We start from the raw sequence: 23,441 nt of genomic DNA, 5'->3' as shown, positions 1-23,441 counted from the left end.
CTTTGGTGTCTTTGGACAGAGCGCCGAGCGTGCCACAAACCCTCGCCGTCCGCCCCGCCCCATAGCATCTTGATCCAAAACTTTTGGCGGCCGCATCGTTGGATGCTCTCCGGGCGCTTCGCGACCAGACCTCAAGGTCGGTCCATGTTTCACGCACTCTTTTGCCGTGTTTGCGCCGGGATCCCATGCCCACATCGCGCGTCCAATATGGATGCGCTCGCCATGAAGGATCAGATCCTCAGCTTGTTGCGCTGGTCCGTTGTTGCCGTGCTTGGCGTCGCCTGGGGGTACGGGGCGAGCGTGCTGGCGTGCTGGCGTGCTGGCTAGAGCGCGGGTGCCAATGATTTTTGATTGGTGGTGAGCAGCGCTTTTCATGGTGTCATGGACGCCGCCAAAGCAGGGCTGAGAAAACTATAATGCGAGGAAAGGCCACGCCGACTTCGGACGAGCACCATCTGGAGGAGTAGTTCAATGGCTCATCAACGCGGCCCCGTGCGCCGCGCCGTGGCCGGGGACAATGTCGCGGAGGCAGTCGATCTTGTGTTGCACGAGGTGCAGGCCGCGCGGCGTGACCTCACCATAACCGGCTTCTGCATGCGGCAGGCAGAAATGCTTCGCAGAATAGATCGAGCCAAAGCCACCCTTGCTGATCTGGTGCAGTCCGGAAGCGACCACGTGTGCAGCAGGGGCTTGGTTTGAGCTGGTGCCGCGAAGTAGCCACTATCGGCATCAAACGCAAAGTTTGAGAGCGGCAATAGAGCGAAACAAGCCTGCCTAAGATGCCGCTGATATTCGCCCGGCAGACTAACAAACCGTCCCGCGACTATGGACGATGCGATGACAATAGCCAAGGCTAGCAATTACCAGCGACTGAAATAATCGGTCATTCCCGATTGTGATACCGTGGCACACGTCGGGGGCGGGCAGCTATGCAGCTTGTGCCGGAAGAGATCTGCGGCTGAAGGGCGCGGTTACACTGGCGGGCCTATTTCAAAAACGATGCCAAAAACTGCCAGACGATCACTAGCACCACAATGACCAACATCGCGTGGATGGTCCTGCGGCCGATTCGGTTCATTCTAGAACCTCATATTCGAACGCAACGCCTTCGGGGTCATTCTCCTCGAACCACTTTTCGGCCGCGTCGACCGTGGCGAAGACCTTGATGTGGTCGGCATCGCCGACCTGCTTGGCGGTGTTGACATGGACGAAGACGGTCATTCATCCCTCTTCAGTTCGCCGGCTTCCGTCGCGGTCCCGTGCCGGACTGGGCCGGCCTCGGTTCAAGGCTCGCATAATGCCAATGCGAGCGAGCATCGACGGTCCACCTTTCTCCGCTACCAGGATCAGCGCTTCCGTCGCGGCTTGCCACTCCGGCGCGTCGTGCACGGCCTTGGGGAGCTTCGCGATGTACTGACCGGCATCGCGCGGGGTGACCAGCTTGCGGCCGTCCACCTTGATTGGGTCGTCGAAAGGCCGTCCCCAGCTTCGATCGGTCATTGGAGCCCAGCCCCCCGAGTTGTCACCTGAGCGTAGAATTCACCTAGTTGAATGCGCCCCCGGCTCGCTTAGGACATTATTCCCCCATGCAAGCCGTAGAGATGCGAGCGAGAGCCATAAAGTGCGCGGAACTGGCCAAGAAGGCCAACCCGATCACGCGGTACTTCTACATCCAAGCCGCTCAGCAATGGCACCACATGGCCGCGCAACTGGAACTGTTGGAGCGCGAGCGGGTGTATCGGATCATTCGGGACCGTCCGGAATAATTTAGCAGTCTCCATTCGAGGAACCAGAATTTTGAACGTGCATTAATTGCTCGTCGGACGCGGGATAAGCCCATGACTGACAGGCAAAAAGAACGGATTGAACACCAGGTCGGCTCGATGCTTGAACGGCTGTCTCGGGGGAACGATTACACGCGTGAACTGGTGGAGCACTCAAAGGAACAAATCAGGCGCTCCCTGAAACTTCTCAAGCGCTCCGAGGACCCCAAAGACGAGTAGGGCCGCCTTCCGCGCTCCATTGGTCGAAAGCGGTCCGCGCCGTGCCAGACACTGCGCAACTTCACGAGACGGTCTATGATCGGCTCGCGATGAAATCGGTGCGCAACTACACGAGTTTCGGTCCGTACAGGCCCGCCGCTTTGCCAAATCATCGAAAGGCGAAAGCGTTCTTCGAACCGTCCTCGACGGAGAAGGGTCCCCGCACCGGCGAAAGCTCTCAAGATCAAACGCAAACGTCTGGGCCAACTGCGACTTGAGCAAACAACAGCTAGGCCCAGGTGCCCGAGTCGGTGAATCACGAGTTAATTTTCCGGCAAATTTCGGCGCTTGCCGATCCCCCGACTCAGTCTATGACGCTTTCGTCGCACGAAAAAAACGGGTGCACGGATGCAAAATTCGAACGACGTCGCGAGCAACGGGATACTTCGGGAGCGCGTCCTGTCCTTGCTCGTCGTGGGAGCCAGCGTGTTGGGCGGAAGCGCTGTTTTGCTAATACAGGCGCTACCGCCAATACTTCATGGTTTTCCGTAGGGTCAGAAACGACTTTCGAGCGGCAGCGAGACAACTTTGAGCCGCGCAGAAGTGTCCAATAAAACGTCCAACAAAGCGTCCAACAAGGTAATTAGCCATTCGTTGTAAGTAATTGATTTTACAAAGGAACGTCGTCAGAAATATTTGCGTCGGAGCGCTTCACCCGCTCCATCGCAATTTCCCCTTTAGATACATGAGCTTGTCGTGCATCTCCGGGGTGAATCTGCCTCGGATTTGTTCGATTTCCTACAATTGCCGTACAACGCAAGATGCTTCTGGTGCCTTCCGAAGGCGACCCATGGTCTTTGACTTCAAGGTCTATTACAGGAAGGTTGCAGTTCGCCGCTTCCACATCGGTCAGGCGGACGACCGCCGCCGCTCGATTTCGCCGGATCAGGCGGGTCAACTCGGCTCAGTTCGATTTTCACTCGGCGGGCAGGAGCAAAGTCGGCTCTTGCCTTGGCCGCCATGCGGAAACCAGACCCTCCAGCTCGCGGCGAATGTTGTCCACGACGCTGGCCCAGTCGCCTCTCTTTGGCTGCCTGAAGAGCCTCATTGACTGATACCACGGGCTGTCGTCGCGGTTGAGCATCCAGCGCCAATCCGGGCTGAATGGCACCATCGTCCAGACGGGAATGCCCAGCGCGCCGGTGAGGTGAATGACGCTGGTGTCGACCGAGATCACCAGATCGAGACAGGAAACCAGCGCCGCTGTGTCGGTGAAATCCTTGATCTGGTCCGTCAGATCGATGATGTCAGGACGTTCGCTTAGGAAGGCCCGGTCCTGATCCCGGATGCCTTTTTGCAGGCTGACGAACTGGACGTCGCAATCCAGGAGAGGCGCAAGCGTGCGCAGTGCCATCGATCGGTTGTGATCGTTCTTGTGATCCGGATTCCCTGACCAGACAAGACCGACGCGGAAGCGATTGCGGGGGCCAAGTCGGTCTTCAAGCCGGTCTTCCCACGTCTTGACGCGCGCCGCCGGGGACGCAGGAAGGTACCGCTCCGCGAACGGGATCGTATCGAGCCGCGTCCTGAACGCCAGCGGCAGGCTTCCAAGAGCACAGTGCAGGTCGAACTCAAGCCACGTTCCGGACAGGTCGGCGACACAGGTTGCGATTCCGGGGATACCACTCAAGAGCTTCTGGATTGGAGGCTGGACCGCCAGGATGACTCGAGCCCCGAGCGCGGCCACCATGGGCACATAGCGCGCGAACTGGATTGAGTCGCCCAATCCCTCGTCGCAATAAAGTAGTATACTCTTGCCTTCGATCGGCTGGTCACCAAGCCAGGCGGGGCTGGAAAAACCGCGCGTGATGGCGCCAAGAGACGCACGGGCCTCGCGTCCCGGCCAGCCCCGCTCCAAATCTCCGGTCAGCAGCTGAAGCAGCGCGAAATTGAAAATCGTCAGCGCACGGTCTGGTTCGATCGCCAGGGATCTGTCGAGGGTCGCGAAGGCTTCATCCAGCAATTGCAGTTCCAACAATATCCATGCCTTGTTGGAAAGCGCTTCGGTAAAATCCGGCCGAAGTTCGAGCGCGCGATCGATGCTCGCTAGTGCCTGCTCCGTCCGGCCCAATTTCGACTGGAGTGTGCCAAGGTTGCTGTGCGTTTCCGCCAGGCCGGGGTCGAGCGCAATGGACTTCTTGTAGTCGGCCTCCGCTTCCTCGAGCCGGTTCGCCTCCTGGAGGCACATGCCGCGTGTTTGATACAGAGCCGCGGAATTTGGATTCAGTTTCTCGGCCGCGTTGAAGCATTCCAGGGCTTCCACATACCGGCCGAGTTCGAGCAGCAGCCTGCCGCAGTTAATCGCTGCCTCCAGATATTGCGGATAGAGCTTCAGTGCCCGCTGGAAATGCAGCACAGCCTCGTCCATGCGCCCGAGTTGCCAGTGCTGATAGCCGAGGGAATTCGAGAGGAGCGCGTCCTGTGGTATGGAGGACAACGCCTTGCTCTGGTGCTGCCGTGCGTCCGGCCGCCATGCGGAAACCGGGCCCTCCAGTTCGCGGCGAACGCAGTCCACGACGCTGGCCCAGTCGCCTCGCTTTGGCTGCCTGAAGAGTCTCATTGACCGATACCACGGACTGTCGTCGCGGTTGAGCAGCCAGCGCCAATCCGGGTTGAAAGGCAACATCGTCCAGACGGGAGCGCCCATCGCGCCGGCAAGGTGAACGACGCTGGTATCGACCGAGATCACGAGGTCAAGGCAGCAAATCAGCGCCGCCGTGTCGCTGAAATCCGCGAGCTGTTCCGTAAGGTCGACGATGTCAGGACGTTCGCCGAGGAAGGCCCGGTCCTGATCCCGAACGCCTTTTTGCAGGCTGACGAACTGGACGTCGCAATCCAGCAGAGGAGCAAGCGCGTGCAGTGCCATCGATCGATTGTGATCGTTCTTGTGATCCGGATTCCCCGACCAGACGAGACCGACGCGGAAGCGATTGCGGGGGCCAAGCCGGTCTTCCCACGTCTTGACGCACCCCGCCGGAGGCGCAGGAAGGTACGGCTCAGCGAATGGGATCGTATCGAGCCGCGTCCCGAACGCCAGCGGCAGGCTTCCAAGAGGACAGTGCAGGTCGAACGCCAGCGACGTTGTAGACGATCGGACGGCACACGTTGCGACGCCGGGCACCCCAGCCAGGAGCCGCTGGATCGGAGGCTGGACCTCCAGGATGACTTGAGCCCCGAGCGCGGCCACCATGGGCACGTAGCGCGCAAACTGAACCGAGTCGCCCAATCCCTCGTCAGCATGAAGCAATATGGTCTTGCCTTCGATCGGCTGGTCACCAAGCCAAAGGGGGCGGGAAAAACTGTGACCGGCGAGGCCCAGAGACGACGCTTTCCAACGAGCTTCGCGTCCCAACCAGCCCCGCTCAAAATCTCCGGTCAGCAGCTGAAGCAGCGCGAAATTGAAAATCGTCGGCGCACGGTCTGGTTCGATCGTCAGGGATCTGTGAAACGTCGCGAAGGCTTCATCCAGCAATTGCAGATCCAACAATATCCATGCCTTGTTGGAAAGCGCTGCGGCAAAATCCGGACGAAGTTCGAGCGCGCGATCGATGCTCGCCAGTGCCTGCTCCGTCCGGCCAAGTCTCGAGTGAAGCAAGCCGAGGTTGTTGTGCGTTTCCGCCAGGCTGGAGTCCAGTGCGATGGACTTCTCGTAGTCGGCCTGCGCTTCCTCGAACCGGTTCGCGTCCTGGAGGCAAACGCCGCGCATTTGATACAGAACTGCGGAATTTGGATTCAGTTTCTCGGCTGCGTTGAAGCATTCCAGGGCTTCCGCATGCCGGCCGAGATCAAGCAGCAGCTTGCCGCAATTGTTCGCTGCCTCCAGATATTGCGGATAGAGCTTTAGCGCCCGCTGGAAATGCAGCACAGCCTCGTCCATGCGCCCGAGTTGCCAGTGCTGATAGCCGAGGGAATTCGAGAGGAGCGCATCCTCTGGTTTGGGCGACAACGCTTTGCTCTGGTGTTGCCGTGCTTCCGACCGCCGTGCGGAAACCAGGCCCTCCAGCTCAAGGCGACCGCGATCCACGACGCTGGCCCAGTCACCTCTCTTTGGTTGCCTGAACAGCTTCATGGACGAATACCACGGACTGTCGTCGCGGTTGAGCAGCCAGCGCCAATCCGGGTTGAAAGGCAACATCGTCCAGACGGGGACGCCCAGCGCGCCGGCAAGGTGAACGACGCTGGTGTCGACCGAGATCACCAGATCGAGACAGGAAACCAGCGCCGCTGTGTCGGTGAAATCCTTGATCTGGTCCGTCAGGTCGACGATGTCAGGACGTTCGCCGAGGACGGCCTGATCCTGATCCCGGACGCCTTTTTGCAGGCTGACGAACTGGACGTCGCAATCCAGGAGAGGCGCAAGCGTGCGCAGTGCCATCGATCGATTGTGATCGTTCTTGTGATCCGGATTCCCCGACCAGACGAGACCGACGCGGAAGCGATTGCGGGGGCCAAGCCGGTCTTCCCAAGCCTTCACGCGCGCCGCCGGAGGCGCAGGAAGGTACGGATCCGCGAACGGGATCGTATCGAGCCGCGTCCCGAACGCCAGCGGCAGGCTTCCAAGAGGACAGTGCAGGTCGAACGACAGCGACGTCGAAGACGTTCGGTCGATACATGTTGCGACTCCAGTGATGCCACCCAAGAGCTTCTGGATCGGAGGCTGGACCTCCAGGATGACTTGAGCCCCGAGCGCGGCCACGATGGGCACATAGCGCGCAAACTGGATTGCATCGCCCAATCCCTCGTCGGCATAAAGCAATATGGTCTTGCCTTCGAGCGGCTGATCACGAAGCCAAAGGGGTTGGGGAAAGCCGCGACCGGCGAGGCCGAGAGACGATGCTTTCCAACGGGCCTCGCGTCCCAACCAGCCCCGCTCAAAGTCTCCGGTCAGCAGCTGAAGCAGCGCGAGATTCCAGATCGTGTCCGCATTGTGCGGGTCGACCGCCAGCGATTTGCGAAAGGCTGCAAAAGCTTCATCCAGCAATTGCAGGCTCCACAACGCCCGTGCCTTTTCGTTCAGCGCTGCGGAAAAATTCGGACGAAGTTCGAGCGCGCGATCGATGCTCGCTAATGCCTGCTCCATCCGGCCAAATCTCGAATGAAGCGTGCTGAGGTTCTTGTGGGTCTCAGCCTCGCAAGGGTTCAGCGCAATGGACCTCTCGAAGTCGGCCTGCGCTTCCTCGAACCGGCCCAACCGTTGGAGGCAAAGGCCGCGCGTTTGATACAGAGGTGCGATATTTGGATTGAGCCTATCGAATTCGTTGAAGCATTCCAGGGCTTCGGCATACCGGCCGAGATCAAACAGCAATTTGCCCTGTTTCGCGGCCTCCAAACTTCGTTTCGCGGCCTCCAAATTTTGCGGAGCGACCTTTTGGGATTGTTTGGCCGTGGCCCGGCGCTCTTGACGATTCATAAGCTTACCTGAAAAAGGTGGACAACGTCAGATTGCTCGCCGACTCTCTGTCATGCGGGAAGGGGGCGTCCGTCGCACTTGCCTTCTCGTTTCGTCAGTTCGCGTTCAGCTAATGCTGGTGGAGTCCACCGAGCGCGACCGTAGCATCCCATCGAGATCGTTTATGGTGCGAAGCTGGCGCGAAGCTGGCGCGGCCCGCCGCGCTTCTGGCGGGAGATGAAGACGGGCCGCGGGTCGTCCTATCAATGGGCTCCAGCTGATCGAGCTATGCGTTGCTGCTCCTCGAACAATGCCCGTGGCCGCATGCGATGGTCCTCTATGGATTGCGATGATGCGCGATTTGAACTGTTACCGTGTTCGGAAGTTCAATCCTTCGAATGAGCACCACTGGAAGCGGAGGAAGCTCAAGAGGGGAACCTGAGCCCAGTTGAGAAGGACGGGTTTCATGACCCATATTCAAACAGGCAATCAGATCGTTACCCAGATCACCGTAGTCGAAGCCGATCCGGGAAAGCAGGATGAGGCACTCTCGCTGATGACCGATCGAGCACGATTCATGGCGCGCCAGCCGGGCTTTGTCTCAATCAGCTTACATCGAAGCCTCGACGGCCGGCGCATCGTCAACTACATCCAATGGCAAAACCGCCAACTCCTGCAGTCCGCACACCAATCACCGGACTTTCGCAAGGCGTGGGGTAAGTTTGATGACCTGACCGACGAAATCGATCCCCATCTGTATGAAGTCGTTCAAGTTCTGGATGCCCGCTGAGTTTTTTGCATTGGCATCGAGATCCTGCATGGAAGCTTGACGATTGCTTTCGAGCGTAGGGACGGTTCACAGGCCCAAGTTTGCACCCTAAGCAAATCGGCATTTGTTGAAGTAGTGCGGGCAGCGGTTTGACCCGACGCTGAGACGAAGCCTCGTCATCGGCGTGCTCTTTCACGTTCTGCCTTGGAAGCGTATCGTTGCGATCGAGCGAGGTCGCCTTGAGCGGCCCCGTGGTTCAGAAGTTTCTCTTCGATCTCAGAAACTCTCGAAAAGAACCGGGAGGACCCCTCATGGATGACGCAAGGCTGAAATATTACGGGTGGGGCCGCGAAGGAGAAGGCATGAGCGCAGAGGAGCGAAAGTTTGTTCTCGGCCGCTATCATGCGAAGTTTGGAACTGGCGAGTTCGATACGATCGCAGTCCCGCGCCTTGAAGACCTCTCCCTGCGGGAGCCGCGCGTGCTGCCGCCTGCTTCGCTGTCCCCCTTCTGCACGGCGGAACGCTACGATCGCGCCGCGCACACCTATGGCAAGTCATATCCGGATTATGTCAGAGCGATGCTCGGCAACTACGATTGTGCGCCCGACGTCGTGGCCTATCCACGTAATGAGGCGGAGATTGCGGCCGTGATGGACTGGGCAGGTTCTGTCGGCGCTTCGCTGACGCCTTTCGGGGGCGGATCCAGTGTCTGCGGCGGAGTCGAGCCGCGCGTTGACGGCATCAAGCATAAAGCTGCCGTTACCCTCGACCTGCGCAATCTCGCTAAAGTCGTCGAAGTGGATCCGGTATCTCGCGCGGCATTGATTGAAGCCGGCACCTATGGCCCATCTTTGGAAAAGCAGCTCAAGCCCAACGGCTTCACGTTGCGGCACTTCCCGCAAAGCTTTGAATATTCGACTCTCGGCGGCTGGATTGCGACACGATCGGGCGGCCATTTCGCCAGCCTTCACACTCACATCGACGATTTCGTCGAAAGCCTGCGCGTCGTGACGCCAGCTGGTGTGGTCGAAACGCGCCGGCTTCCCGGGTCGGGTGCGGGTCCCAGTCCCGACCGCATGTTCATTGGCTCGGAAGGAATTTTGGGTGTGATTTCGCGCGCCTGGATGCGATTGCAGCCCCGTCCCAAATTCCGCGCCGGCGCATCCGTTCGTTTTCCGTCGTTCTTCGATGCCGCGCGCGCCGTGCGTGCAGTCGCGCAAGCGGGCCTCTATCCATCAAATTGCCGGATCCTGGACCCGCAGGAGGCCTTCAACACCGGTGCAGCCGATGGGAGCGTTGCCATCATGGTGCTCGCGTTCGAATCGGGCGATCATCCGATGGACGCCTGGATGGCGCGCGCACTGGAATGCTGCACCGACCATCGGGGAACGCCGGAGCCGGCAAAGGCGAGCGGCGCGCATCTGGAAGGTGCGGCGGGCATCTGGCGCAACGCGTTCATTCGGATGCCCTATGCGCGCGAATTTCTAGCGCCCGCAGGCCTTATCAACGATACGTTCGAGACTGCCATCACCTGGGATCAGTTCGAAGGCTTTCACGACAACGTCAAAGGGGCGACCGAGCGCGCCATTCTTGAAGCAACTGGCGTCAAGGGTGAAGTCACTTGCCGTTTCACCCACCTCTACCCGGACGGGCCTGCACCCTATTTCACTTTCCATGCTCTTGGTCGCCACGGCGGACTTCTCGAGCAGTGGCAGGCCATCAAGAACGCGGCAAGCGACGCGCTGATCGCGGCAGGTGGCACAATCACCCATCATCATGCCGTCGGCCGCGATCACAGGCCGTGGTACGACCGGCAACGGCCGGAACTTTTCGCAGCCGCATTGCGGGCAGCCAAGCGGGAACTGGATCCGCAGTGCATACTCAACCCGGGCGTCCTGATTGATCCGTAGTCGCTATTGGCGGAAGCACAAAGTCGGCGGCCCATCGAACCACCGCGAGAGCTCATGACGTTCCCTTTGATTGGCACGTCTTGTGCTGCGGCACGGCGTCGCAATGAGAGCGACAGGAGCGAAATGGTGACGCGCAACGGTCAGTCCATGACGAGATCCAGAGCGTTGCTGCGTCTAGGAAAGCATGGCCGCTGACGCGAGTCGACCTTCCAAGTTTCAACAACGCTGATTTGGAATCTTCCAAAGCAGCTTTGGAAGTTTTCCAAACATGGTGACGATTCGAGTCGTCGATGATCGAGACATTCTAAGTCGCTGCGCGCGCATTTGCGTTGCGGTCACGATAACGTCTCTCTAAAGAGGCGATGCAGACGCAGCAATCGGACGTTGCAGATCGATGGAAGGCAACCAAGTCCGGAGTTCGAGTCTGCGGATGAGTTGATTCACGAGCTACATGTATCGGCCGGGCACGGACGCGGAGAGCGGATCTTCGGTCCATGGTCGGTGCTGGCCGAGCGCGGCGTCAGCTCGCGTGGCGACGTGCTGCTAATGAGGGACTTTCTGGAAATGCGACGTGCAGGTGAAGTTCGGGTGGCAGTTCGCTTCGGTGCGAAACTGCTAAGTGGGGTGGCGTTGCTAGGCTGGTTGGAATCGCCCGCTCGATCTCAAACAGCGCAGGACGCCAACTCCCTTCCACCCGTTACGGTCGACGCTCCGACGCAGCAGTCGGTCCGTCGCGCACCAGCCAAGCGAAGTGCTGTCCGGGTCCAGTCAACGTCACGCCGCGCTGCGGTGGCTGGTGCTCCGCACCCCGAGGGGCAACCGAAGCCATCGCAATCCGGTGTGGTGCCCGCCTTTGCAGGCGGCCAGGTCGCTCAAGGCGGGCGGCTCGGACTGCTCGGCAACACCGACACGATGAAGGCGCCGTTCAACGTGACGAGCTACACGGACAAGTTCATCCGTGATCAACAGGCAACGACGGCTGCGGGTGCCTTGATCCTGGATCCTTCCGTGCGAAGTACCCATCCAACAGGTGGCCTGCTCGATTCCTTCTACATTCGTGGCTTCCCGGTCAACGAAGGCAACAACGGTGAGTTCGCCTTCGAGGGGCTCTACGGGATCGCGCCGAGCTACCGCATCTTCACGGACTACGTCGAGCGCATTGAGGTGCTCAAGGGTCCCTCAGCCGCGCTGTCGGGCATTGCGCCCAATGGCGGCGTCGGCGGCGTCATCAACGTTGTGCCAAAGCGCGCAGGAGAGGATTTGACTCGCTTCGCCGTGGACTATGGCTCGGCCTCACGGTTCGGTGGTCACTGGGATGTTGCCAGGCGATACGGCGACAGCAAGGAATGGGGCGTGCGGGCCAGCGGCAGCCTGCGCGACGGCGATACGCCCATTGATCGGCAATCTGAAGCGACGGGCGTCGGATCGCTGGCCCTCGACTATAAGGGCGAACGGTTCAGATCTTGGCTCTACCTCATCGCCCAGACCGATCGCTTCGACGCTCCGTCACGTCCCTTTCTCATGGCTTCCGGCCTGCAAGTGCCAAAGGCGCCGGATGGTCGACTGAACGTGACGCAGCCCTGGGAATGGTCGCGCATCAACGATCAATCTGCCCTGCTGCGAAACGAATACGATCTAAGCGATCAAGTGACGCTGTTCGCCGACGTCGGCGGATCGCGAACCAACGTCGAGCGATTCTTTGGTCTCCCGACGATCGTCAACACGAGCGGTGACACGACCTCGATGCCCCAATTCTTCGGTCTCAGCATTGATCGAACCACATATGACGGCGGCGTCCGCGCCCGCTTCGATACCGGCTTCATCCATCATGCCGTCGCCTTCCAGGCCTCGGTCTATCATGATGCACTGTACCGGCGGTTGACCAATGGCACTCTGGTCGCCTCGAATATCTATAATCCGACAGTGGCGCCTACTCAGTTCGCAAACGAGGTCAGCGGGCGCCCTCGGCTTTCGGACAGTGAACTCACGGGGCTCTCGATTGCTGACACCCTGTCCGTGCTCGATGAACGCGTCCTGTTGACTTTGGGTGTGCGGCGCCAGGGCATCGAGGCGAACAACTATCTCTCCAATGTCGGAACTCTCACGTCGTCGTACGACAAGAGCGCGACCACGCCTGTGGTCGGTCTCGTCATCCGGCCGCGGGACAACGTCTCTCTGTACGCGAACTACATTGAAGGTCTAAGTCGGGGTGACGTTGCGCCCCAGACCGCTTCCAATTTCGGCGAAGTGCTTGCACCGTACATCGCCAAGCAGTACGAGGCCGGCATCAAGGTGGACTTCGGCCGGTTCGCAACCACCTTCAGCGCATTCGAGATATCGAAGGCGAGCGGTGAGTTGTCCGCCGGGCGTTTCGCGGCGACCGCCGAACAGCAAGTCCGAGGGCTCGAGTTCAACGTATATGGCGAACTCATGCCTGATGTTCGGCTCCTCGGGGGCGTTTCGTTGCTGGATGGCACCCTTACGAAGACAGCCGTTGCGGCAAATGTTGGCAACACGCCAATCGGGGTTCCCAACGTACAGGCCAATGTTGGAGCCGAATGGGATCTCCCGTGGATGAGGGGGCTCACTTTGAATGGCGCAGTCATTTACACGGGCAAGCAGTTCATCGATAGCGCGAACAAGCAGTCGATCCCGGATTGGACGCGGCTCGATCTCGGCGCCCGCTACACGACGGCGATCAACGGCAGGAAGACGGTTTTCCGCGCGAACGTTCAGAATGTGACCGGCGCGACCTATTGGTCCGGCGTGGCTTCATTCGGAACATTTTTCCTGGGAGCACCGCGCACGTATCTCCTCTCAATGACCGTCGACATGTAATCGCCGCTCCTGCCGCTGGGTAGGGCGCTTTATGAACCGATCCTGCTGACAAGGATCAGGCTGGTCGATATGCAAGTTTGCCTCCTTTCGCCAACATGCTTAATCCCGACCGAAGAGGTCGATCTCGACAGAGTAGCGGAGCTGCAGGCGCAGATCCTCAGCGCAGGTTGCTGGACTGTTCCGATCACGGCGGAAAGGGATGTCCTCTGCGTGATGGACGGTCATCACCGGCTAACGGTCGCGCACCGTCTGCAGCTGCCGTTCGTGCCGGTGGTTCTCTTGGGTTACGGCGCAGTACGAGTCGAGAGCTGGCGGCCGGGGCTGACGATCACGCCAGCGAGCATCCTCGCAATGGCGCGCAGTGGTCGAAAATTTCCCTGCAAGACGACGCGACATATTTTTGATCAGAGCCTTCCGAGCTGCAACCTGTCGTTGGAGAGCTTGCGCCACCTGGCTCCGACAGAACGCGTTGTCGCCCATGCCGAAAGGGCGAGGTCGTGACCTTGCATGGCCATAAGCCCGGTGGGGGCCTCTTGCCGATTCTACGGCCAGGCACGGCGGAGCTCTTGGTGGGCAACGGCCCGCTGCTGATCGATTGGGTTACCCGACATGGGTCTCCGGTCAATCTGATTTGGCCCGATGAGCTGCGGACGAATCTCGCAGCACTCAAAAATGTCTTGCGCGAGAGCGGTGTCGCACACGCGATCTATTACGGAGCGAAAGTCAACAAATCTCCCAGGCTGTTGTCTGCAGCGTTGCGCGCAGGGGCGGGCATCGACGTCTCAAGCCTTTATGAGTTGCGAGATGCCAGGCAGCTTGGTGCCGACGGCACACAACTTGTGGCGACTGGCCCGGCGAAGACGGCTCTGTTCCACAAAGAGCTTATTGACTGCAATGCTCTCATATCGGTGGATTCACCGGAAGAGCTCGAGGATCTGATCCGCTGCCTTCCGTTAGCGGGCCCGGTTCAGGCGGTGCTGCTGCGATTGCGTCCCACCAACCATGCGCAGAACCGGTTTGGCATGCCGGCGGCGGCCATCCAGCAGTGTCTGGCGCGCATTGCTGGTGAAAACCGGTTGCGCTTTGACGGGCTGCACTTCCATCTGAGTGGCTATGGCTGGGAATCTCGTGCGCAAGCGATTGGAGAAGCAGCCGGCCTGATCGACGAATCCCGCGCACAAGGTTTTGCGCCGCGCATGATCGACATTGGCGGCGGACTGCCGATCCAATATGTCGATCGATGTGCCTATCAAGCGCATCTTGAGTCGCAGATGCCTGAGGACTACCGCACGGGGAAGGTGCCGGGCTCCTTCTATCCTTACGGTGGAGCGCTTTCTGCAGCCGACTGGCTACGGAGCCTACTGCGCGCACCGATGGCCGATGGCCGCAGCATCGCGAATTATCTCGTTCAAGAGGGGCTGGTACTGGGGATGGAGCCCGGTCGAGCACTGGCCGACCAGGCCGCGATCTCCGTCTTCCGGGTGTTGCGCGTGAAAGCGATTGGCTGTGATGCTCACGTCATCTTCGTCGAAGGCAGCAGCTTCAGCGCTTGCGAAACCTGGTTCGGCTCCGAATTCCTCGTCGACCCAATCCTGGTGCCAGCCATAACGCCGCCGGTCGCCACAAAACCGATCCGAGGTTATCTGGCGGGCCATAGCTGCCTGGACGAGGACGTCCTTAGCAATCGATGGCTCACCTTTCCGATCGCTCCGCGAGCGGGAGATCTTCTGGTTTATGCCAACACCGGCGGTTACCAGATGGACCTGCTTGAGAACGAATTCCACCGCCACCCGATGCCGAGCCGTCTTTGCGTGGTTCAGGACACAGAAGGGCAGCTAACGCTCGTTCCCGACACGATAGGAGAGGCACAATGCTTTGCACGACCGTAAGCCAGTTTATCGGCCAGACGCCGGTGATGCCGATTGCCGTACCCAACAGCGGCGCCACGCTTGTGCTGAAGCTTGAAAAGAACAATCCGGGCGGCTCCATGAAAGACCGCATGGCGCGCAGCATGGTGCTTGCGGCACTCGAGGACGGACGGCTCGTACCGGGTGGTACGATCGTCGAATCGTCGTCTGGCAACACCGGGATCGGACTGGCGATAGCCGCCTTGGAATTGGGCCTGCGCTTCATTGCCGTTGTCGATCATCACGCCGCGCCGGACAAGATCCGCACGATGCGTGCGCTGGGTGCGGAAATTCGTTACGTCGAAGGCGACTATCGAGAGGACGAGGTTGCGGTGGTGGAGCGGCAACGGCTGGCCGCCCAACTCGGTGCTCAGCTTCCCGATGCGTTGTTCATGAACCAGTCCGACAATCCGGCAAATCCGGACGGCTACGCCGGTTTCGTCGACGAACTCCTGACACAGCTTCCAGACGGCATCGACGCCTTTGTCGGCTGTGTCGGCACTGGCGGTTCAATGACCGGTATCGCCCAGCGTCTGAAGCGGGCTAACCCTGCTGTCCGGACCATCGCTGTGGAGCCAGCCGGCTCGATCGTGTTCGGCAAACCCGGCCATCCCTACTATCAGTCGGGCACAGGAACGCCCGCCGGCGATGAAGTCGGCAAGGTGCTCGACTATGGATGCATCGATGAAGGGGTGCAGGTCACCGACACCCAAGCCTTCGAAACGGCACGTTTTATCGCGCGGCGCCACGGGCTTCTGGTCGGGGGCTCGACCGGGGGCACCATCTACAAGGCGCTGGAATTCATTGCGGCCGGCAAACTGTCCGGCACGGTCGTCACGCCCGTTGCCGATGGCGGCGAGAAATATCTCGGTTCGGTTTTCGACGATGAATGGATGGCCAAGCGCGGCTTGTTGGATCCGACAATCGGCACACAACTCGATGCCTGGCTGACGGGAAGGGCGCGCGCAGCATGAAGGTGACGATCTGCGGTGCAGGGCGCACGGGGCATTTGAATGCCGTGCTCTTCAAGCAGCGTCCAGGCATCACCGTCTCTGTGCTGACGGGAGCGGCTGCCGTTGCCGAACGGTGGACGAGCGGAGACGGCGTTTGGCAGGCCCAGGCGCCGGACGGCCACGTCTTGAGCGGGCGGCCCGACTTTGTCGGCACCGATCCGAGCGAGGCACTCATCAACACGGACATGGTGATCATAACGCAGCCGGCTCAAGCGCGGCCTGCGCTTCTACACTCCTTCGCGGGGCATCTCCCCCGGGACAAGCGTGTCTATGTCGGCGCAATTCCCGGCTTTTGCGGCTTCAACTGGCTCGCAGCCAAAATCCTTTCCGGTGCGGACAATGTGGTGATCTGGGGCATGAAGGACGTGCCCCATACCGCCTTTGACCTGGTCCCGGGCGAGCGGGTGCGCACGGGAGGCGCCAAGGCCCAGCTCTTCGCGGCGCTTCATCGCCGCGAGACTTCAGCGAGCCGTACCAAGCTGCAGGCGATGCTGAATCGCCTTTATGAAGCCCCCGTCACCCTGCTGCAGGACTTTCTGGAAATCACGCTGACGCCGGGCAATGCATTGATGCATCCCGCGGTGCTCTATGCCTTGATCGGCCCCGGCGCTCCCTGGGAAAACAAGCCCTTTGATCGTCCCCTTTGCTGGTGGAGCGATTGCCCGCGCGCCGGTGCCGAACTGCTGGAGGCCTGCGATGCGGAAAACCAGGCAATCCGGCATGCGGTCGAGTCACGCCTGGACATTGATCTCAGTTCGGTGAAGCCGCTCCGACAGGAATTGATCGAGGCGTACGGTAGCCAGATCGGGGACAACCGGACTATGCACACGCTGTTGCGAACCAACCGTGCTTATGCGGGCATTCACGCTCCACTCGTTACAAACCCGGAGGGGCCCGGCCTCGTCATCGATCGCGCAAGCCGCGCTTTCCACGAAGACATTGCCTTCGGGCAGGCTCTGCTCGTGGAACTGGCCGCGCGGCTTGAAGTGCCAACTCCCGCTATCACGAAAACCTACAACTGGGCGCTCAACTACCACGGCGGGTTCACCGAAGGCGCACCGGCCTGTTTGCCTGCCAATTGGCCGGAGGAAGCGTAATGGCCCAGAGGATGTCTTCTTCCGCAGATGCGGAAGCTCAGGCGCGTGCTGCGCAGCTTTGGCTGGCGGCATCGCGCAATGCGCTCAACCGGTTGGTCCGCTGCCTGTTCGCCGAGCGTCTTCTTGTACCGGACGCATTATTGTGGTCGCGCGACGGCAACCAGGCATGGCTCCCGCTTTGGCAGTCACGGCGGGTCCTGCATTTCGCCGATCTGCGTCGTGCGCCTGCCGGAACATTGCAAAATCGTGGTTCTGTCGAAGTACTGGATGAGACCGGCGCTCGATACCGGATCGATGATCCCGCCGATCTCATCCGGGAGGTCGCGCCCGCCTTGGCGATCCCGCCTGCATCGGACGGCGTCCAGCTCCTGATACGCGACGTCGAGGACAGCATGCGCAACGACGTTCTGGCGCGTCGCCATCGGGAGCACTGGAGCGCCGAGTTGCGAGGAAAGGTGGCCGCAGCAGGCGTGCGGGGATTCCTCGCATATCTGGCAAAGAGCCTGCCGCCGCATCTGGCGGCCATGACTCTCGATCAATGGGGCGCGTTGGAAGGTCACCCCTTCTATCCGACGTGGAAGGCCAAACCCGACCTGTCGCCTGAGGACGTCACGGCCTTGTCGCCTGAGTTCGGCGCTCGCGTGCGCGTTCGGATCGCAGCGCTACGCAGAGAATGGTCCTATGTGGAGAAGATGCCGCATGTTGGCAGCTATTCGGAATGGTTCGCTCAAAATTTCCCCGAGTTCTGGCGCGACTGGGCCGAAGGATTGAACAAACGTGGAAAGTCTACCGAGGACTGGCTGCCTCTGCCTGTCCATATCTGGCACCTCGACAATTTCCTGCGCCGTGAATTTGCGGCTGAAATTGCTTCCGGAGTTTTCGACCCGGATGGCCCAGAGGTCGTGACGCTGCCGTCAATGTCGTTCCGCACAATGCTGCCGGATACACAGGAACCGAGACCCTTTATCAAACTGCCGGTGGCGATCTGGATGACCAGCGAACAGCGCACGCTGCAGGCCAAATCGATTCACATGGGGCCGCGTCTCAGCACCCTGATCTCCGATATTCTGTCGAAAGAGAGAGATATTTCTGACAGGTTGGAGATCTTTACCGAAGAGCTGGGTGCAATCCTGCACCATCCCGTAACGGGCGACGAGCATCCGGGCCGCTTTCTTTCGGTCGTCTACCGCAACTCGGACGCTCTCGCGCGAAATGATGGGCTGTTGCCGGTCACCGTCGCGTCACTCTTGACGGCAAGCCCCATCGACGGCCGCCCGCTCATTTGCGAATTGATCGCGCGAGGCGGCGATGAAAGCGAAGCAGCGGTATCTGCGTTCTTCCGTGCCTATGTGGCGACTGTCCTCCGGCCGACGCTCGCCATGTATCTGCTTTATGGAATTGCCTTTGAGGCGCATCAGCAAAACAGCACGATCCTGTTCGATGAAACCGGCTGCCCGCGAAAGCTGCTGATCCGCGATTTCGGCGATGGCCGCAGTTTTACGCCGCTGCTCAGGGAGCGAGGGCATCACCTCAAGCCCTTCACTCGCACGGGGATCTTACCGACCACATTTGATGACGATATCAGTCTCGTGCGTTCGTTCGTCATCGACGCCTGCTTCGTTTGCCATCTTCATGAAGTCGCACTGTGCCTCGACGAACATTATGCACTGCCGGGCACAAACCTTTGGCGCATCTTGCGGGAGGAGACCGAGGTGGTTTTCGATGCACTCAGGTCGCGCACGTTGTCGGACGCGTTCTGGCAGGCGGAACGCAAGGCCTTTCTCGAGAGACCCTGGCCGAGCCGCTCGGTGCTACGGATGCATCTGGAGTGCTATCGCGACTATCGCGTCGAGCACGAGCTGCCCAATCCAATGGCGGGAGCGGAATGACCAATGTTTCCGTCGCGGTTCGCGGTTTCGGACCCGTTTTTGTTTTGCTGTTCGGCCTGCAATTCATATCCATGGGGGCAATGGAAATGAGTGGCCCGTTCTGGCCGATCCAAATCAAAGTGTTGAGCTCCTCCGATAACGTCTTCGGATTGGCAAGCGTTGGTGTCTATGTTGGCCCGATGATCGGCATGTCACTGACCAGCGCCCTTTGGGGGAAAATCGGCGATCGTTACGGCAATCGGCTCATGATGGTTCGCGCTCTTGGCGGTCTGGCGGTCACGCAACTGCTTGTTGCTGCTGCGCAGGATGTCTGGACGATCGTGGCGCTACGTTTTTTGCAGGGCGCCTGCGCCGGCTATATCGCCCCGGCACAGGCCTATGGCGTGCAGATCACCGGCGGGAAGGATCGCGCGAGCCTCTTCGCCTGGCTTCAGATTGCCACCAATGTTGGCTCGCTGGGCGGAGCTTTCCTGGGCGGGCTCATTCTCGACCGTTTTCCCTTTGCCGCGGTAAATCTGACGGCCGGCGCAGTTTGTGCGCTGTGCGCTGTCGTTGCCTGGTCGAGCTTGCCTGTACCGGCGCTGGGAACTGTTGCCAGCAATCCCGGCGGCGCAGCTATCGCAAAACCTGCAGCGTCGACCCGTGTTCCGATCGCAGCTCTTCTTGGCTTAATGGGGATGCTCCTCGCGAGCCGCATGGTTCTGCAGGTTCCTTTCTCACTGTACATGACCGAGGCATTTGGCGCCCGGCATTGGGTCGCCGGCCTCACTTATGGGCTGCTGGCATGCGGCTTTGTCGTGGCCGCGCCCTTATGGGCGCGACTCTTCGAGAATCGCGCGCCATCCTATGTGCTGGGTGGGAACGTGCTCATTTCGGCCGCGTGTGCTTTGGTTACGCAACTGGCAGGCAGCACGGGCTCCGCTGCCGTATTCGCACTCCTGTATTTTATCTGGGGCGCGCTTCTTGGGGGAACGACGCCGGTCCTTCTCGCGCTCATTTCGGTAGCCGTGTCGAATGATCGGCAAGGTTCGGTTCTGGGCCTGGCGCAAGCTTCCCAGCAGATTGCTTCTGTGAGCGGCATCATCGCCGGCGTCGGCGTCACGCAGCTCTTTGGTCTTGAAGCCGCGTTCCCGCTCGTCGCCACGCTTTACGCCTTGTCGTTCTTGTCGGCTCTCGGCATCTGGCTCAACACTGCGAACGCCGAAGGAAGCCGACCATGACGGAACATCGATCGCTGCTTCAAGCCGCGGCAAGGGTTCTTGTCCTGCTTGCTTTGCTTCCAACGGTGGCATTTGCCGGCGAGCCTGGTCAGACGCAGACACAGGCGCCGCTGACCCTGACTGATATCGCGGGCCGAGAGGTAACGATCAACGCGCCGGTCAAGCGCATGCTTCTGGGCGAAGGCCGGCAGCTTTATCTCATCGCCTCGCTAGAGCCGAACAATCCCTTGGCTCACGTGATTGCCTGGCGCAGCGATCTGATTGCGGCCGATCCGGCCACTTACGCGCAGTATCTCGAAGTGTTTCCCGAGTTGGCGAAGCTACCTTCCTTCAAGGGGCAGGAGGACAGCCTGATCGACATCGAAGCGGCGATCATTCAGAAGCCTGATGTCGTGCTGCTTAACCTTGAAGCCATGGAGGCCAACAAGGACGCCAACTACATCGAGAAGCTCGCGGCCTTGAACATACCGGTCCTTTATATCGATTTTCGCCATCGTCCCCTGGAAAATACCGAACCGACCATTCGGCTCCTGGGCAGAATCATGGGGCGCGAGGCGCGTGCGGAGGAGATTATCGCGTTCCGCCACCAGGCCATGGCCGCGGTTGCCAACGTCCTCGCCATCAAACAACCGAAACGCCCCAATGTGTTCGTCGAACGGATCGGTGGCTACTCGCAGGATTGCTGCCTGTCTTTCGGCGCGGAGAATTTCGGCAAATATGTCGAACTCGCCGGCGGCCACAATATCGGCAGCGATATCATTCCGTCGACCTTCGGGCAGATCAGTCCCGAACAGGTCATCGTCGCAGATCCCGAACATGTGGTGGTTACCAGTGCCGACTGGAAAGCCTATGTGCCCGGCGGCCACTGGATTCCGTTGGGACCAGGGGCAGATCCTCGCGTAATCCGCAAGAAGCTCGAATGGTTCGTTGCTCGCGACGCCTATACCGGTATCGCGGCGAAGAAGACGCGAAATTTTCACGGCATTTGGCACCAGTTCTACAATAGCCCATATGAATTTGTCGCCGTCCAACAATTGGCGAAGTGGTTCCACCCCGACCTGTTTGCCGATCTGGACCCCAATACGACATTTGCTGAATACCATCGCCGCTTCCTGCCCATAGGCTTCCGCGCCGGCTATAGCGTCAGCCTTTCGGACAGCCAGTGATGACAGATGTCCACACCGAAGCCCCGTCTTTAGCCGGACGCGACGCCTATCAAGCGCTCAGCGCCAGGCGGTGGATCGTTCTCCTCATGCTGGTGGCCGGGGTTTGCATCGCATTGGTCGGCGACCTCTCGACGGGACCTGCAAGCTATGGGCTTGGAGACGTTGTGCGTGCCCTCGTTCTGCCAGCAGAGGCGGATGCGCAGACGCGCGTCATTGTTTGGTCGATCCGCATGCCGGGGGCTCTCATGGGCGTCGTCGTCGGCGTGGCGCTTGCCATCGGCGGCGCTCAGATGCAGACCATCCTGAACAATCCGCTGGCGAGCCCATTCACGCTGGGCATTTCCGCCGGTGCAAGCTTCGGCGCTGCCCTGGCGCTCGCCTTCGGTGTCGCGCTGGTTCCTATGGCGGGCGACTACATCGTTGCGGCCAATGCTTTCATCGTGGCCATGGCAACCGCCTTCCTGATCCATCTGGCCAGCCTGCGGCGTGGAGCCTCGATCCAGATGATCGTGCTTTTGGGCATAGCGCTGGTTTTCAGTTTCAATACGGCGCTCGCTATCACCCAGTACTTCGCGGCCGAGCAGGCGGTCGGGGCCATCGTCTTCTGGACCATGGGCAGCCTCACAAAGGCGACATGGCCCAAGCTTGTCATCACCGCGCTCGTTGTGGGTCTGACCTTGCCGGTCTTTCTTCGCCGCAGGTGGCAATTGACCGCCTTGCGTCTTGGCGAGGCGCGCGCGGCGAGCTTCGGCATTCCGGTGCGGCGACTTCGGCTCGAAACTCTGATCCTTGTTTCCCTCTTGTCGGCAATCCCCGTCGCGTTTGTCGGCACGATCGGTTTTATCGGTCTCGTAGGTCTGCACATCGCCCGCATGATGGTCGGTGAAGACCAGCGCTTCCTGCTGCCCGCGAGCGCACTGACTGGCGCGCTGATCATGTCGGTCAGCTCCATCCTGGCCAAGATCGCGGTGCCCGGCGCCGTCCTGCCGATCGGCATCGTCACCTCAGCGATCGGGTTGCCAATCTTCCTCTATCTGATCCTGAAAAGCGGAAGGGACATATGGTAGTGCTGAGCACGCACCGCCTCGGCGCACGCTTCGGATCACGCCAGGTCCTGCGTGATGTGACGCTTCCGCCCTGCTACGGCGGCGAGGTGGTAGCCGTCATCGGACCGAATGCTGCGGGCAAGTCGACGCTGTTCCGGCGCCTGGCAACCATTCTTCCGGGGCCCGGCGAGTGCCGGTTGGAAGGCGTGCGCGATGCAGATCGCGCCATCGCCTACATGCCTCAGGATCAATCGGCGAGCGCAGTGCTGACTGTATTCGAATCCGTCCTTCTTGCGCGCAAGCAGGTTAGCGGCTGGCGTCTGGAGAGGTCTGATCTGGCGGCGGTGGACCAGGCGCTGGCAGCACTCGATATCGGCGATCTTGCCAATGAGATCCTTTCCGAGCTGAGCGGTGGACAGCGCCAGCTCGTCGGGCTTGCCCAATGTCTCGTGCGCGAACCGCAGGTGCTGCTCTTGGACGAGCCGACCAGCGCACTGGACATGCACCGCCAGCTGGAAGCGATGCGGCAGGTGCGCAGCCTTGCGCATGACGGCGGTATGCTCGTGCTGATCGCGCTGCACCATCTCGACCTGGCACTGAAATTCGCCGACAAGGTCGCTATCCTCTCTGATGGAACGTTGCACGATTTCGGCACGGCGGCCGGCGTCCTGACGCCGGAAAACCTTGCCGCAACCTTTCGCATTAGGGCCCGTGTCGAATCCTGCTCGCAGGGCAAGCCACATTTGATCGTCGACGACGCGATCTGACGCTCCGCGTGTCAGGGGCCGGCCAGGAGTCCATCTTTGCCAAGCTAGCGAAAGGCGCTTGGGCGGGCGGCACTGGCTTCGAAGTTTACTCGGACGACCTCTGCTTGGCTCCAGCTAGCTTTAGGCCCTTCCGACAGAGGGGGGCGTATTCGTGGTTACCCGAGACCGCATAGTAGTTCAGATGCCCTTGCAGCATCTGCTTCACCCAAGCTCCGGTTTTCGCGACGGGGTCGTGCATACGTTTGCGCAACTCCATCTTGATCGCCTTGAGCTTGGCTCGCATGCGCTTCTTGATCGTCTTGCGCCCGATGACGAATGAGCCCCACTTGTATGATCGCGTGCAGAAGTGGGTAAAGCCCAAAAAATCGAATGTTTCGGGCTTCCCTTC

At 60.2% G+C, this 23,441-nt stretch carries 20 protein-coding genes and 1 pseudogene; 16 read left to right on the top strand and 5 right to left on the bottom strand.

The genetic code is table 11. From position 1 onward, the window contains the following. Nucleotides 1-468 precede the first annotated feature (468 nt). The 3 genes from Q2941_RS08470 to Q2941_RS08460 all read right to left on the bottom strand — a co-directional run bounded on the left by Q2941_RS08470 (nt 469) and on the right by Q2941_RS08460 (nt 1,500). Nucleotides 469-675 (bottom strand): hypothetical protein, encoded by a 207-nt coding sequence (locus tag Q2941_RS08470; RefSeq protein WP_458192171.1) that lies wholly within the window; start codon nt 673-675, stop codon nt 469-471. 399 nt (nt 676-1,074) lie between these two features. Further along, nucleotides 1,075-1,221: a hypothetical protein gene (locus Q2941_RS08465; protein WP_458192170.1), complete on the bottom strand. Its 147-nt coding sequence runs from the start codon at nt 1,219-1,221 to the stop codon at nt 1,075-1,077. After that, a complete protein-coding gene (locus tag Q2941_RS08460) occupies nt 1,222-1,500 on the bottom strand; it encodes a hypothetical protein (RefSeq protein ID WP_458192169.1) in 279 nt (92 codons plus the stop codon). It abuts the gene before it with no gap. A gap of 86 nt (nt 1,501-1,586) precedes the next feature. On the opposite strand from Q2941_RS08460, the gene Q2941_RS08455 reads away from it, so the two are divergent. Both Q2941_RS08455 and Q2941_RS08450 read left to right on the top strand, forming a co-directional pair. Next, nucleotides 1,587-1,766, top strand: coding sequence for a hypothetical protein (locus Q2941_RS08455; RefSeq protein ID WP_027524111.1), 180 nt, complete (start codon nt 1,587-1,589; stop codon nt 1,764-1,766). Between the two features lie 72 nt (nt 1,767-1,838). Continuing rightward, nucleotides 1,839-2,003: a hypothetical protein gene (locus Q2941_RS08450; protein ID WP_156944420.1), complete on the top strand. Its 165-nt coding sequence runs from the start codon at nt 1,839-1,841 to the stop codon at nt 2,001-2,003. Between the two features lie 955 nt (nt 2,004-2,958). On the opposite strand, the gene Q2941_RS08445 is transcribed toward Q2941_RS08450, so the two are convergent. Beyond that, nucleotides 2,959-6,417, bottom strand: coding sequence for a tetratricopeptide repeat protein (locus Q2941_RS08445; protein WP_458192175.1), 3,459 nt, complete (start codon nt 6,415-6,417; stop codon nt 2,959-2,961). A 300-nt stretch (nt 6,418-6,717) separates the two neighbouring features. Between Q2941_RS08445 and Q2941_RS08440 the strand changes: the two genes are divergently transcribed. After that, nucleotides 6,718-7,110, top strand: a complete 393-nt coding sequence (locus tag Q2941_RS08440) for a hypothetical protein (RefSeq protein ID WP_458192176.1) — start codon at nt 6,718-6,720, stop codon at nt 7,108-7,110. Here the strand turns inward: Q2941_RS08440 and Q2941_RS08435 are convergent. Continuing rightward, nucleotides 7,027-7,233: pseudogene (locus Q2941_RS08435) on the bottom strand (tetratricopeptide repeat protein); the annotation flags it as partial. The gene Q2941_RS08440 and the pseudogene Q2941_RS08435 overlap by 84 nt on opposite strands. On the opposite strand from Q2941_RS08435, the gene Q2941_RS08430 reads away from it, so the two are divergent. The 13 genes from Q2941_RS08430 to Q2941_RS08370 all read left to right on the top strand — a co-directional run bounded on the left by Q2941_RS08430 (nt 7,138) and on the right by Q2941_RS08370 (nt 23,053). Continuing rightward, nucleotides 7,138-7,464 (top strand): hypothetical protein, encoded by a 327-nt coding sequence (locus tag Q2941_RS08430; protein WP_027524112.1) that lies wholly within the window; start codon nt 7,138-7,140, stop codon nt 7,462-7,464. The pseudogene Q2941_RS08435 and the gene Q2941_RS08430 sit on opposite strands and share 96 nt — an antisense overlap. Nucleotides 7,465-7,897: 433 nt before the next feature. Continuing rightward, complete coding sequence (locus Q2941_RS08425; protein WP_051389817.1) at nt 7,898-8,221, top strand: antibiotic biosynthesis monooxygenase family protein; 324 nt, start codon at nt 7,898-7,900, stop codon at nt 8,219-8,221. Nucleotides 8,222-8,511: 290 nt separating this feature from the next. Beyond that, nucleotides 8,512-10,110 carry an FAD-binding oxidoreductase gene (locus tag Q2941_RS08420; RefSeq protein WP_027524113.1) on the top strand — a complete coding sequence of 533 codons (1,599 nt, stop codon included), beginning with the start codon at nt 8,512-8,514 and terminating at the stop codon, nt 10,108-10,110. Between the two features lie 564 nt (nt 10,111-10,674). After that, complete coding sequence (locus Q2941_RS08415; protein WP_371260496.1) at nt 10,675-12,948, top strand: TonB-dependent receptor; 2,274 nt, start codon at nt 10,675-10,677, stop codon at nt 12,946-12,948. 69 nt (nt 12,949-13,017) lie between these two features. Continuing rightward, complete coding sequence (locus Q2941_RS08410; protein ID WP_035662900.1) at nt 13,018-13,449, top strand: ParB N-terminal domain-containing protein; 432 nt, start codon at nt 13,018-13,020, stop codon at nt 13,447-13,449. Further along, entirely contained in the window at nt 13,446-14,837 is a 1,392-nt protein-coding gene (locus tag Q2941_RS08405) for a Y4yA family PLP-dependent enzyme (protein ID WP_458192168.1), read from the top strand. Before Q2941_RS08410 ends, Q2941_RS08405 begins: the two co-directional genes overlap by 4 nt. Continuing rightward, the gene (locus Q2941_RS08400) at nt 14,819-15,829 is read left to right on the top strand and encodes a PLP-dependent cysteine synthase family protein (RefSeq protein ID WP_027524116.1); all 1,011 of its coding nucleotides are present in this window, start codon (nt 14,819-14,821) and stop codon (nt 15,827-15,829) included. The genes Q2941_RS08405 and Q2941_RS08400 overlap by 19 nt, the downstream gene beginning before the upstream one ends. After that, nucleotides 15,826-16,965 (top strand): NAD/NADP octopine/nopaline dehydrogenase family protein, encoded by a 1,140-nt coding sequence (locus Q2941_RS08395; RefSeq protein ID WP_027524117.1) that lies wholly within the window; start codon nt 15,826-15,828, stop codon nt 16,963-16,965. Before Q2941_RS08400 ends, Q2941_RS08395 begins: the two co-directional genes overlap by 4 nt. Continuing rightward, on the top strand, nt 16,965-18,854 hold the full coding sequence (locus tag Q2941_RS08390) for an IucA/IucC family protein (RefSeq protein WP_458192167.1): 1,890 nt from the start codon (nt 16,965-16,967) through the stop codon (nt 18,852-18,854). Before Q2941_RS08395 ends, Q2941_RS08390 begins: the two co-directional genes overlap by 1 nt. Continuing rightward, on the top strand, nt 18,851-20,074 hold the full coding sequence (locus Q2941_RS08385) for an MFS transporter (RefSeq protein WP_254111975.1): 1,224 nt from the start codon (nt 18,851-18,853) through the stop codon (nt 20,072-20,074). Before Q2941_RS08390 ends, Q2941_RS08385 begins: the two co-directional genes overlap by 4 nt. Then, entirely contained in the window at nt 20,071-21,240 is a 1,170-nt protein-coding gene (locus Q2941_RS08380; RefSeq protein WP_458192166.1) for an ABC transporter substrate-binding protein, read from the top strand. The genes Q2941_RS08385 and Q2941_RS08380 overlap by 4 nt, the downstream gene beginning before the upstream one ends. Beyond that, nucleotides 21,240-22,307, top strand: coding sequence for a FecCD family ABC transporter permease (locus Q2941_RS08375; RefSeq protein WP_458192165.1), 1,068 nt, complete (start codon nt 21,240-21,242; stop codon nt 22,305-22,307). The genes Q2941_RS08380 and Q2941_RS08375 overlap by 1 nt, the downstream gene beginning before the upstream one ends. Further along, nucleotides 22,301-23,053, top strand: coding sequence for an ABC transporter ATP-binding protein (locus Q2941_RS08370; protein WP_027524122.1), 753 nt, complete (start codon nt 22,301-22,303; stop codon nt 23,051-23,053). Before Q2941_RS08375 ends, Q2941_RS08370 begins: the two co-directional genes overlap by 7 nt. The last annotated feature ends 388 nt before the right edge of the window (nt 23,054-23,441 follow it).

It is taken from the genome of Bradyrhizobium sp. UFLA05-153, assembly GCF_054185185.1.
The sequence above is the reverse complement of the archived record's forward strand: the minus strand, read 5'-3'. Positions and strand labels throughout refer to the sequence as shown.